Raw genomic sequence first — 12,832 nt, 5'->3', positions numbered from 1 at the left:
TACTCGCACACCTCCTTTAGAAAATAAAAAAGTCCCCTACACGCAAATATGCATGTAGAGGACGATATATGTAATGTTAATACCGTGGTACCACCTCAATTGGATTGATAAATCCCACTTGTTCAAGTACAGGAAAAACTCCGATACTCTATCCTTTTAACGGCGGAACCCGGGTTGCCTACTACAATGTCAACATACCTCTCGCAAGCCCATTCTGTATATCTTATCGTACCGGGCTCACACCTTACCCCAGTTCTCTGAACGTATCAAATATACATACTCTTCTTGCTCATCGATTTCATCTATTGAAGTTACTTGTGATTATAAATTATATTTTTATAGTTGTAAAGTACAATTTACTCATTATCCTATATGAACTCTTCTCTCTAATTCTTGTAAAAACAATTCTCTTTTTTGTTCATTTTGAACATATATCGACTTCAATACCTCTTGCAACAATATATTTTTCTCTCTTTTCTCTATTTGTAATTCTTTCACCTTTATTCTAACTTCGTATAAAAAATCAAGATACGATTCATACGTCTCATCATATTTATTTGCGATATCATCTCGAATTTTTTTTGCAAGTTTTGTGCTCGCTCCGCCAGTAGAAACAGCCACATTCAGTAATCCACGATGAATCGCTGCCGGAAAATGAACATTACCACTTTCCGGATTCGTAATAACATTTACTAATTGATTCTCTGCGACATCTTCAGCAATTTGTTCATTCAATACAGCATCACTACTCGCTGCAACAACTAAAAAGGCGTCTTTAATATCACTTTTTTCATACTCCCTTTGATACCAACGAATTTTCTTTTCTTCTACAAGTTTCACTAAATTTGCATCCAATTCAGGACTTACCACGACTATATCTGCACCTTGTTTGAGTAAAGGAATAATTTTGAATCCCGCGACTTTCCCTCCACCAATGACAACAACACGTTTCTTCTCAACTCGCACTGTAAGTGGATACATATTGATCTCCCTTCAATAATTTCTTCGTTTTCTGAATTAACATATATTGAAACGCTTCATTCTTCCCTAAATATGGACTTATTTTTATCTCATCTAGCTCATATTGGCGTACTTCTTTTTCAATATGCTTCATAAGCAAACCTGTAAATAACAAGTAAGGCAGTACAACGATATTCTTTTCTTTTCGTTCTACAACTTCCTTTAACTTCTCCTCAAATTTCGGCTCGGCAGCTGCTAAATAACAAACTTCTACTTTTTTAATTTTCTCTTCCGTTTGAAATAAAGAAGCGATCCAGTTTATATCTTTTAGTACTTCAGGATCACTGCTCCCTCTTGCAACGAGAAGTAACGTCACTTCATTCTTATCTTCCTGTTCAATGCCACTTCCGCTATACACCGATTTAACAAGTGTTTCTGATACACCAAACGGATTACCATAGGTCACTTTAACATTCAAAAATTGATTAGTTAACTTTTCCAATTCAAACGGAATATCTTTTTTCACATGACCTGCCGCTAATAAAAAAACTGGAATAACAATAATCTCTGTAGCACCACGCTTCACACATGTACGGAACCCTTCATCAATAGTTGGACTCGCTAACTCTAAAAAACAAATTTCTTGAATACTTGCCTCTACACGGTTCATACATGACGTAATAAATGCAACCGCTTCTTCTTTCGCTGCTTTCAAGCGACTTCCATGACATATATATAAGATGGCTTTCATTTTATAACACTCCACTTACTTGATACGTACCTTCTGTCTGTTTCTCAAACCAATGAATTTTTTCTCTAAAACGGACGACTTCTCCAATTACAATCATGCTTGGATTTTGGATTTGTTCTTTTTTCGCAACATCTACAATTGTTCCTAACGTCCCAACAACTGTGCGCTGCATAGATGTCGTTCCCCGCTCAATAATAGTAGCAGGCGTACTTTTATCTTTTCCATGCTTTATCAGTTGCTCACATATGTAGGGTAAATTGCTAACCCCCATATATACAGCTAAAGTCTCTACACCTTTCACTAAATTTTCCCACTTCACTTCCTCTTCAGCATCTTCTTTTCTATGCCCTGTCACAATAGCAAAACTTGCACTTGCATCACGATGTGTCACTGGAATACCAGCATAAGCAGGAGCAGCTATTCCAGCTGAAATACCAGGAACGATTTCAAACGGTACACCTTGCTTTGCTAACGCTTCAGCTTCTTCTCCTCCTCTACCAAATACAAATGGATCCCCACCTTTTAGCCTCGTTACAACTTTTCCTTTTTTCGCATATTTAATAAGAAACGTGTTAATTGTCTCTTGCTTCATCGTGTGATAATTTGGTAGTTTTCCGCAATAAATTAAATCCGCTTCAGGCTTTGCATAAGAAAGCAATTCTTTATTCACGAGACGGTCGTATAAAATAACATCTGCTTTCTCAATGCATTTCAATCCTTTTACAGTAATTAAATCTGGATCACCAGGGCCCGCTCCAACGATATATACTTTTCCCATCATCTCTCCTCATTTCTACTATTAAAGTGAAACTTCCATCCTTATATAGGAATGGAAGTTTTCATTTCTTCATATTTCAATGTTCCTTACTCATGAATAACAAAGGCTGCGCTTTTTCGAATCTTCTTTTTTTCAAATAAAGCAATCTCCTTTACTTCTGGTAACGGTAAAAAATGTTTTTCAAGTTCAATCTCCGCCATCTTAAATGCCTTTTCTTCACTTTCAGCAACAACAACAATTGGAACAATACTATTCTCTAATACAGCTTCAAATCGATATAAATCCATATTGTCCCTCCTAAGACGCTATTACTTCTTCTAACACGTTATTTAACGCTGTTTGTAATGTCTCTACACCAACACGGCCTACAAAATCATAAAACGTTTCAGCTGGTAATTTATTTTCTTTGAAGTAACTTATAAATGATGCGAGTACATCAGGTAGATCCTCGCCATCTATTTTTCCTTTTAACTTTTGATTATAAGCACCACCATCTAACAACGTTCCACCTACATATATTTCAAAGGCTTCAACAATTCCTTTTTCCTTCGTTTTCATTTTTACACCTTGTAATCCAATGTCAGCAATTTGACGTTGACCACATGAATTCGGGCATCCTACCATATGAATACGAATCGGAACATCGAGTGCAATTTGCGTATCTAAGTATTCGGCAATTTTTCGTAACCTTTCTTTCGTTTCTACTAAAGCAAGATTGCAATATTCAATACCAGTACAAGAAACCGCGTGACCAATAAACGATTTCGGATTTGCTGATATCGCTTCAAACAACGGCTCATTTAGCAAGCCAGGTACATTTTCTGGCGGAACATTCGGAATAATGAAGTTTTGTGAATTACATGTACGAATTTGTCCATTTCCATATTGTTTAGCAATTCTTGCAATCTCAAACATTTCTTCTGCATGTAGGCGTCCTACCGGCACATTAAAACCTACATATTTTAGTCCCTCTTGTTTTTGATCTTGGACACCATAAAAGTATCCCGCATTCCAGCCTTTAAGAGCACTTTCTCCTTTACTTTGTAATGGTCCTGTATATTCTATTAGTTTCTCTTTAAACTTCTCTGCTCCCCAGTCTGCAACAAGAAATTTCAAACGAGCTAAATGACGTTTTTCACGATATCCAAAATCACGGAATATCGTAGCAATTGCAATCGCTACCGCTTTGACTTCTTCTGGCAAAACGAATACATCTAATTCATCAGCTAAATATGGACGAGCCGATAACCCACCGCCTACTTTTATATGAAAACCAACTTTTTTCTCACCATCTATTTCTTTCGTAGCAGGTGTAAATGCAACACAGTTAATCTCTGCGTTTGCTGCGTTATAAATGTTAGAACTAATAGACATTTTAAATTTACGTGGTAAGTTAGAAAACTCTTCATTATGTTGGAAGTAGTCATATACCTCTTTCACAATATGTGTTGTATCAAATAATTCATTTGCATCAATGCCAGCAAGTGGATTTCCCGTAATATTACGCGTTATATCACCACACGCCCCAGCTGAAGATAACCCAACTCTTGCTAACCTTTTAAAAATATCTGGAATTTGATGAATTTCTAACCAATGAAACTGAATCGCCTGTCTTGTCGTAATATCGATTACGTCACGTCCATAATCCTCAGCGATAGAAGCAAGCACTTCTGCCTGTGCATTCGTAATAATTCCAGAAGGAATATTTACGCGCATCATAAAATAACCCGCTTCTTTCGGTCTTTGTAAATACAACCCTGCCCATTTGAATGCGTCCCACTCTTCTTTCGGAATAGATTCGAAGCCATTCTCTGCATAGTAAGGAATATCATTAAAGATTTCCAATCCATCTTTTTTTAATTTATTTTTCTCAGTTTGATTTAATTTTTCATTGTTAGCCCATACTTTTTCATAACTCATTTTTTATCCCCCTATATAAAACTACGCTCTTGTAAGTATTTCACGATTTGTTCTGCACATTCTTCAATAGAATACTTGTGCGTTTGTACAATTAATTCCGCTTTCTCTGGTTCCTCATACGGTGAATCGATACCTGTAAAGTCTTTAATATCACCTTTTCTTGCTTTTTTATAAAGCCCTTTCGGATCACGTTTCTCACACTCTTCAATTGGACATTTTACAAACACTTCTATAAATTCATCTGCAGCTAATAGATCTCTAACTTGTTTTCGGTCTACTCGAAACGGTGAAATAAACGCTGTAAGAACAACAGTCCCTTGATCTACAAATAACTTCGCCACTTCGCCAATCCGTCTTATATTTTCCATACGATCACTTTCAGAAAAGCCTAAGTCTTTATTTAAACCGTGGCGTATATTATCTCCATCTAGTACATAGTTTCCAATATTCTTTTCAAATAGTTTACGAGCAACCGCGTTTGCTACTGTAGATTTACCCGACGCTGATAAACCAGTAAACCAAATTACAAAACTATGATGCCCATTCTTCACTCTTCTCTCATCTTTTGAAACAGAAGCTGTATGCCAAGTAATATTCGTATCCATTTCATTCTCTCCCTATTCTGTTACTACTTCTTTTTTCAAACCTTTAATTAGTACCTCTACTACCTCTTTACGACTAAATGTACTTGGAGGAATCTCACCGTTTCTTAATAGTTCTCTTACTTTCGTACCCGATAAAATAACATGATCTTCTTTTCCGTGCGGGCATGTTTTTGTCGAAGCCATCGCTTCACATTTCGTACAGTAAAAACTATGTTCAAAAAATAACGGTGTAATCCCTAACTCTTCCACTGTAAAGTTTGTAAAAATTTCTTGTGCTTCATAAGTTCCGTAATAATCTCCTACCCCAGCATGATCGCGCCCTACAATAAAGTGGGTACATCCAAAATTCTTTCTAACTAACGCATGGAATATTGCTTCCCTCGGTCCTGCGTAACGCATTGCCGCAGGAAATACACTTAAAAAGACACGATCTTTCGGATAATAGTTTTGAAGTAATACTTCATAGCTTTCCATCCTTACATCAGCTGGAATATCATCCGACTTCGTTTCCCCAACGAGTGGATTTAAAAAGAGTCCATCTACAATTTCAAGAGCAGATTTTTGAATGTATTCATGGGCACGATGCACCGGGTTCCTCGTTTGAAATCCTACTACTGTTTTCCAACCACGTTTTTTAAATTCTTCTCTCGTTTCAATTGGGTCTAAATGATAAGAAGGAAACGGATTATTTTCAAAGCGTTTCGTAAGAACAATAGCCCCACCGACATAAACATTCGGTCGTTCATATAATTTTTTCACTCCCGGATGAGCCTCATCCGTCGTTTTATATACTAGTAACGCTTCTTTTTCCTTATCAGGCACAAAAATATCTTCTATTTGAATGACACCATATACGCTTCCACCGTTAACAAGTTTTACTTCCTCTCCAACTTTTAGCGTCTCTGCTACTTCTTCTGTTACTGGTAATGTAATTGGTATACTCCAAACGCTCCCATTAGCTAAACGAAGCGTTTCTACAACCGAATCATAATCTTTCTTTCCTAAAAAACCAGTAAGCGGGCTATATCCCCCTGTTGCTAATAGTTCTAAATCACTTAACGCAATGTTATCTAGCCCAATTTCTTTTTCAATTTGTAATACGTCATATGTCTCGTCTACACGGTTTACTAATTCGTTTACTGTACTCATGTTCTATATCCCCTCTTAGTTTTATTTCAAGATTCATCTTATTGATAATGAAGACCACATTCAGTTTTCACTTTCCCAGCCCATCTACCATCTCTTGAATCGCCACCCTCTCCTACAGGCAACGTACACTTCTCACACCCAATACTTGGATATCCAATATCATGTAATGGGTTATACGACAAGCTATGCTTGTATACATATCGCCATACCTCTTTCCACGTCCAATGAATGAGCGGACAAACTTTAATAGATTGAAAGCGATGATCTTGATTTATAAACTTTGTATGCTTACGCGTTTCTGATTGTTCCCTCCTCAACCCCGAGATCCACGCTTTTTCATTCGCTAATGATTCTTCTAACGGTGAAATTTTCCTAATCTTACAACAAAGATTAGGATTGCTTTCCCATAGCTTGTTACCATGCAATTTGGCTTGTTCATCAAGTGTAAGTTTTGGCTGTTTTTCTATAATATTTAATGAAGGAAATCGTTCTCGTACTTTTTGAATTAATTCATACGTTTCTTGAAAATGAACATTTGTATCCAAAAATACAACTTTAGCAGATGGATTTACTTGGTTAATAAGATGCAGTAGTACCATCCCTTCCACTCCGAAGCTACATGCGTATACAATTTCACTTTTATATTCTTTATAAGCCCAACTCAATACAGATAACGCGCCTTTTGTTTCATCTTCTTCTGAAAATAAAACATCATTTTCTTCCCACGTTTCATACGTCAACATGTTTTTTCCCCCTGTAAAAGCAAAAAGGCGGTTTTAACCTAATGAAATAGGTTAAAACCGCCTCTAGTTTTTCTAGTCAGCGCTTTTTACTTTAAACGTACTTTTTCACTTTTCTCTAATTGAATGACTTTTCCATCTTGCACAACAATTGTAATTGAACCATATTTCATATCAGCAAGCATCGCTTCAATTTTCTCAGATACTTCCTCAAAATGTTCCCGTACACTCACGCGAACAGCCCCCCCTTTTTTATTCATAAAAAAAATCTTTCCCATTTCGAAAAGACTGTTCGGTAATATATTTTACCTTATCTTTCAAAATGGATTCCATTTTGCTGGATTTAGCACCTTGCTTTCTATAAGCAGGTTGCCGAGCTTCGCCGGGCCAGTTCCCTCCGCTTCTCTTGATAAGCTTTGTATTTGTATTTTATCATAATTCTGATTTTTTTCAATCCTAGTTTTCCGATATATTTTAATTATTTTATTTTACAAAAAAGGAATTGCCCATCCGAACAACTCCTTTTTCCTCATTTAAACAAGTTCTTTAATACGTATGCGATCGTTCCCAATAATATTTTCATATGTTTCGCGCTCTACAACAATTTGTGATGTACCGCCTTTCACGAAGACGACAGCTGGTCTACGAATCCGATTATAATTATTCGCCATCGAGTACCCGTATGCCCCTGTACAAGAAATCGCTAGTAAATCGGCAGAGGCAACTTTCGGTAAAGTAATATCCCAAATTAACATATCTCCACTCTCACAGCATTTCCCTGCAATCGAAACAACTTCCTCGTTCTCATCATTCCCTCGATTCGCTAACATCGCTTCATAACGAGCGTTATATAAAGCAGGTCTTAAATTATCAGTCATCCCACCATCCACTGATACATATTTCCGAATACCCGGAATGTCCTTCACAGATCCGACTGTATAAAGTGTCGTTCCAGCATCACCTACAATGCTACGGCCTGGTTCAACCCATATTTCTGGCAATGGATAATTACATAACGTAAATTGTTCTCTCACCGCACTTGTTACAGCTCGCACATACGTCTCAAGAGTTAATGGTGTATCGGACTCTGTGTAGCGTATTCCGAATCCTCCCCCTACATTTAGCACTTTTACTACATAGTTGGTTCGCTCTCTCACTGCTTCTAAAAATTGACGAAGAACTTCAATCGCTCGCACAAAGCCAGCCGTTTCAAATATTTGTGATCCGATATGTGAATGAATTCCTAACACGTTATAATTTGATTTTTGTAAAGCAAGCTCAATTGCCTGCATCGCTTGACCATTTGACACGCCAAATCCAAATTTTGAATCATCTTGACCTGTTGTAATATATTCATGTGTGTGCGCCTCTACTCCGGGCGTTACACGAATTAATATGTTCACAAATTTCCCATGTTGCACTGCTAAATCATGCAAAATTTCTAATTCTAAGAAGTTATCTACGACAAAACAACCAATATTCGCCTGAAGAGCCATCACAATTTCTTCATCTGTTTTGTTATTGCCATGAAAATGAATGCGCGATGCAGGAAATCCTGCTTGTAGTGCAGTATATAATTCTCCTCCAGAAACAACATCTAATGACATATTCTCTTCACGAGCTACTCGGCACATCTCCATGCACAAGAACGCCTTGCTTGCATATGCTACTTGATAAGAGAACCCACTTTCTTTAAAAGCACGATGAAACGCGCGGCACTTTCCTCGAATTGACTCTTCATCGTATACATAAAGTGGTGTTCCATATTGTTTTGCTAGCTGCGTCGTGTCGCACCCTCCAATTTCTAAGTGTCCTTGCCCATTGATTCGGCTTGTGCCGTGTAAATACATTTGAATTCCTCCCTTATTTCCTCTAAAACTCATAACCCCAATCTTCTATTCATTGCAGCACGCTTTTAGATAGACAAAAAACGCGCGGAACAATGTTCACACGCGTTTCTTATTAGGAAAAATATATATTGAAAAAATAAACGAGTTGTTATCTCCTCAAAATAAGAAACCGCATCAACATCTCCAAATAGCTCTCCATAAAATAAATCTTATGACAGTACTACATTTATTCAATGCAGTCCCAATATATGAATAAGATGGTTATTCTTATATTTCGGCAATAGTCCCTTTCAACCTATGATCACAGATTCCATTAAATCTCCCATAGCTTACTCTTTCCTATCGCGGCCTCTACCTTTGAGAGTAGATGAGGTAAGTCTATTTAATTTTCAAACATCTAATTGTTGCTATTAACAATACCAAAGGACCATTTTATTTGTCAAACAATTTTTTATATTGCTTTTTGACAGTTTAGTTTCGTATCGTTTGGTAAGCGCTTTACTGAAACCTTTGTCACTTCCCATTCACCTTCTTCGTTATTAAATGTAATCGTTACCTTCTCAAATGGTGGCGCAATTTTCCCTGCAACACGTTCATACTTAGTCACTTCAATACTCGCTTGAAATAAATATGTACCGCTATACACTTTTTTTAAACTAATAATTTTCGGGCATTGATAAGGCTTCAAGCTCCCATATTGTTTTTCGATTGCTTTATTTATTTTCGGAAATAACACAGAATAAAGGGCATCTTCCATAAGAGGTGCATCATACTCTGCTACCGACACACTTGGTGAAGCCAAAAGTATAACACTACTGCATACTATAAAATATAATAATTTTCGCATTATAACCTCCGTATTGTTACACGATTCTTTCCGCGCACGATAATAATCATACATAGACACTCCATTTTATTGTCTCCTACTGCCCTTTTTCTACTCAATTGTTATAAAAAAGTCCACAACTCTCTTTTATTTTCGTATAATGATACTCATAGTATAATAAACATAATAATAAAGGACTGTTCGTATATATAAAATGAGGCGCTAATCAAATAGGCCCACAAGAACCGTCATGCTTTTTAGGAGAGGAGTATATTATGCTACAACGTCTGTTTCCAAAACTGCGATTCGCACTCGTTGCAGTCGTTTTATTATGGATAAAAACATATATTGTGTACAAGCTAGCGTTTGATATTAAAATTGATAATTTCTTTGAAGAATTTATGCTTTTTATGAATCCACTAGCTGCGTTACTTTTATTTTTCGGTTTTGCATTATTTGCATCTAAACACCGAAATCGCATTATAGTTGGAATTAGTTTTATACTGTCATTCATTTTATTTGGAAATGCAATGTTTTATGGGTTTTATAACGATTTCGTTACGTTCCCAGTATTATTTCAAACAAATAATATGGCTGATTTAGGGACGAGTATAAAAGAACTCTTTACGTATAAAACATTACTGTTATTCGCAGATGCGATCATCTTAATGTTTCTTTCGCGTAAATTCCCATCATTTTGCGACAAAACGCCGCTTTCTCGCTCTGAGAAGAGAACTTTCTTTAGCGGTGTAACAGCTCTATTAGCACTACAAATTGTTGTTTCTGTTATTTATAAACCACAAATGTTCTCACGCTCATTCGATCGTCAAACTGTCGTGAAAAATTTAGGTTTATACACATATCATCTATTTGATATTACACTGCAATCAAAATCTTCAGCTGAACGTGTATTTGCAAGTGGGGACGGGTTCTCTGAAATTAAAAACTATACAGACTCAAAAGATAAGCAAGTTGATAAGAACTTATTTGGATCTGCAAAAGGTAAAAATGTCATTTTGATTTCAATGGAATCTACACAAAGTTTTGTTATTAATAAAAAAATAAATGGAAAAGAAATTACTCCATTTTTAAACGAATTTATTAAAGATAGTTTTTATTTCGATAACTTCTATCATCAAACAGGACAAGGTAAAACTTCTGATGCTGAATTTATCGTTGAAAATTCACTTTATCCGTTAGATCGCGGTTCTGTATTCTTTACTCACGCAACAAATGAATATACAGCTACACCCGAACAATTAAAAAAATACGGATATTCTTCTGCTGTCTTCCATTCAAACGATAAAGCGTTTTGGAATCGTGATGTAATGTATCCTGCACTTGGATATGATCGTTACTTTAATTTGAATGATTACGTAGGCACAGAACAAATGTCTGTCGGTTGGGGATTAAAAGATAAAGAGTTCTTTGAACAATCTATTCCAAAGTTAAAATCCTTACCACAGCCGTTCTATACAAAATTCATTACTTTAACAAATCATTTTCCATTTCTTCTAAATCCAGAAGATCAATATGTTGATGAGTTTAATTCGGAAAGTGGCGTTGTAAACCGTTACTTCCCAACCGTTCGTTATACGGATGAAGCTCTTAAACAATTTATTAAACAATTAAAAGCAGAAGGACTGTATGACAACTCTGTTATTGTCATTTACGGAGATCATTACGGTATTTCTGAAAACCATAACGCAGCTATGGCTCAGTTCCTTGGGAAAGACGCTATTACACCATTTGATTCTATGCAATTACAACGCGTCCCTCTCATTATTCATGTACCTGGTCAAGAAGGAAAAGTCATTTCTAAAGTGTCTGGTCAAATTGATATTAAACCAACGCTACTTCATTTACTTGGTATTAAAACAAATAAATCAGTTGAATTTGGAACTGACTTATTTATTAAAGAAGAAGATCCACTTATGGTAATGCGTGATGGTAGCTTCGTTTCGGAAGATTATGTGTATACAAAAAACATGTGCTATAAACGAAACACAGGTGAAGAAGCAGACATCTCATTATGTCAACCGAATATTGAAAAAGCAAAAACAGAATTGAAACTTTCCGACAAACTCATTTATGGAGATTTGTTACGTTTCGATCCTAACAATCGGTATAAAACTGGAACTATGATAACGAACTTTGAATAATACAAGAAGAGGCTGTCCCAAAAAGTGCTTTTTAGCCAAAATCGAATAAAAAGTGAAGGGCAGAAATGTTAATTTTATAACGTTTCTGCCTTTTCAATTTCATGTGATCTTACTTCGAAAGAGACTTATGAGACAGCCCCTTCTTTTTTCACTTATTTTTCAAATCATTCTGATATGAAATCTTTCACAAATTGGGAATTTCTTTCGTGTGAAGAAGAAATTTATGGTATGATAAAATAAGTAAACTTTCATACACTAATTAAGAATTTATTACAGAAAGCAAGGGATCAGATTTTGTATAGAGCAGCTATTCCAAACTTATTTACGCTCGGAAATTTATATAGTGGATTCTTGTCAATCGGCTATGCATCTTTAGGATATTATAAATCAGCTGCTATTTTAGTACTTATCGGGATGATGTTAGATAGTCTTGATGGGCGTGTTGCTCGTTTATTACGTGTTGATTCACAAATGGGAAAAGAGCTTGACTCGCTTGCGGATGTCGTAACATTTGGTGCAGCACCTGCTGTTCTCATGTATTACACATCTTTCTCTAATTATGGAATCATCGGACTATACATAGCGGGGCTATTCCCTCTTTTCGGAGCATATCGTTTAGCACGATTTAATGTAACACCATCTTCTACTTCAATGAAATATTTCACTGGGGTACCGATTACAGCAGCGGGAGGGCTTGTTGCTTTCTTAACATTATTTTCACATACCATTCCAAAAATCGTTCTTATTACAGTATTTGTAACGTTCGCATTTTTAATGGTGAGCCGCATTCGTATCCCAAGTTTAAAAGATGTACCAATTCCACGATATAGCATCATTATTACACTATTTTTAGTGGGCATCATTATCACAATGTACCAAACAGGGTTCGGTAATTTTTCTGTTTTCTTATTCATTGCTATTCCACTATATATTTTGTACATGCTATCTCAATTCCTTAGACAAAGACCATCAAAAAGAGCAAATAAAGAAAAATAAAAAGAAACCTTCCGATTCTAATCCGTACCCTTTGTAAAGGACATTTTAAAAAAAGTTAGGCGGCATCAAGAAGATGATTTCTGTATTCAACAGGG

Annotated in this window: 13 protein-coding genes, 2 riboswitches and 1 other annotated feature; of the genes, 2 read left to right on the top strand and 11 right to left on the bottom strand. The window is 36.1% G+C overall.

The features are described from left to right. Positions 1-54: 54 nt before the first annotated feature. Positions 55-302, bottom strand: a binding site (T-box leader). Positions 303-363: 61 nt separating this feature from the next. From PDQ33_RS03800 to PDQ33_RS03750, 11 genes are all read right to left on the bottom strand, one after another. Then, on the bottom strand, positions 364-981 hold the full coding sequence (locus PDQ33_RS03800) for an NAD(P)-binding protein (protein ID WP_270393899.1): 618 nt from the start codon (positions 979-981) through the stop codon (positions 364-366). Next, positions 956-1,711, bottom strand: coding sequence for a sirohydrochlorin chelatase (locus PDQ33_RS03795; RefSeq protein ID WP_000644366.1), 756 nt, complete (start codon positions 1,709-1,711; stop codon positions 956-958). The genes PDQ33_RS03800 and PDQ33_RS03795 overlap by 26 nt, the downstream gene beginning before the upstream one ends. A gap of 1 nt (position 1,712) precedes the next feature. Continuing rightward, complete coding sequence (cobA, locus tag PDQ33_RS03790) at positions 1,713-2,489, bottom strand: uroporphyrinogen-III C-methyltransferase (protein WP_270393903.1); 777 nt, start codon at positions 2,487-2,489, stop codon at positions 1,713-1,715. 86 nt (positions 2,490-2,575) lie between these two features. Further along, entirely contained in the window at positions 2,576-2,776 is a 201-nt protein-coding gene (locus PDQ33_RS03785) for a DUF3906 family protein (RefSeq protein ID WP_000366909.1), read from the bottom strand. 10 nt (positions 2,777-2,786) lie between these two features. Then, complete coding sequence (locus PDQ33_RS03780; RefSeq protein WP_270393905.1) at positions 2,787-4,409, bottom strand: nitrite/sulfite reductase; 1,623 nt, start codon at positions 4,407-4,409, stop codon at positions 2,787-2,789. An 11-nt stretch (positions 4,410-4,420) separates the two neighbouring features. Then, positions 4,421-5,014 (bottom strand): adenylyl-sulfate kinase, encoded by a 594-nt coding sequence (gene cysC / locus PDQ33_RS03775; protein WP_000380508.1) that lies wholly within the window; start codon positions 5,012-5,014, stop codon positions 4,421-4,423. A 12-nt stretch (positions 5,015-5,026) separates the two neighbouring features. Further along, positions 5,027-6,163 (bottom strand): sulfate adenylyltransferase, encoded by a 1,137-nt coding sequence (sat, locus tag PDQ33_RS03770; RefSeq protein WP_270393907.1) that lies wholly within the window; start codon positions 6,161-6,163, stop codon positions 5,027-5,029. 38 nt (positions 6,164-6,201) lie between these two features. Continuing rightward, a complete protein-coding gene (gene cysH / locus PDQ33_RS03765) occupies positions 6,202-6,906 on the bottom strand; it encodes a phosphoadenylyl-sulfate reductase (protein ID WP_270754873.1) in 705 nt (234 codons plus the stop codon). A gap of 86 nt (positions 6,907-6,992) precedes the next feature. Then, positions 6,993-7,136, bottom strand: a complete 144-nt coding sequence (locus tag PDQ33_RS03760; protein ID WP_000116161.1) for a YezD family protein — start codon at positions 7,134-7,136, stop codon at positions 6,993-6,995. Positions 7,137-7,210: 74 nt separating this feature from the next. Beyond that, positions 7,211-7,319: riboswitch (SAM riboswitch) on the bottom strand. 117 nt (positions 7,320-7,436) lie between these two features. Next, entirely contained in the window at positions 7,437-8,753 is a 1,317-nt protein-coding gene (gene lysA / locus PDQ33_RS03755; RefSeq protein ID WP_000280639.1) for a diaminopimelate decarboxylase, read from the bottom strand. Between the two features lie 180 nt (positions 8,754-8,933). Further along, positions 8,934-9,115: riboswitch (Lysine riboswitch) on the bottom strand. An 89-nt stretch (positions 9,116-9,204) separates the two neighbouring features. Then, positions 9,205-9,654 carry a DUF3888 domain-containing protein gene (locus PDQ33_RS03750; RefSeq protein ID WP_270393911.1) on the bottom strand — a complete coding sequence of 150 codons (450 nt, stop codon included), beginning with the start codon at positions 9,652-9,654 and terminating at the stop codon, positions 9,205-9,207. 200 nt (positions 9,655-9,854) lie between these two features. Between PDQ33_RS03750 and PDQ33_RS03745 the strand changes: the two genes are divergently transcribed. Further along, positions 9,855-11,741, top strand: a complete 1,887-nt coding sequence (locus tag PDQ33_RS03745; protein ID WP_000941733.1) for an LTA synthase family protein — start codon at positions 9,855-9,857, stop codon at positions 11,739-11,741. 294 nt (positions 11,742-12,035) lie between these two features. Continuing rightward, positions 12,036-12,737 carry a CDP-diacylglycerol--serine O-phosphatidyltransferase gene (gene pssA / locus PDQ33_RS03740; RefSeq protein WP_000285422.1) on the top strand — a complete coding sequence of 234 codons (702 nt, stop codon included), beginning with the start codon at positions 12,036-12,038 and terminating at the stop codon, positions 12,735-12,737. Positions 12,738-12,832: the final 95 nt, after the last annotated feature.

The sequence above is a fragment of the Bacillus cereus group sp. Bc031 genome, assembly GCF_027716265.1.
Taxonomy (GTDB): Bacteria; Bacillota; Bacilli; order Bacillales; family Bacillaceae_G; genus Bacillus_A; species Bacillus_A paranthracis.
Note: the sequence above shows the minus strand (reverse complement) of the source record. Positions and strands in the feature narration are given on the sequence as shown.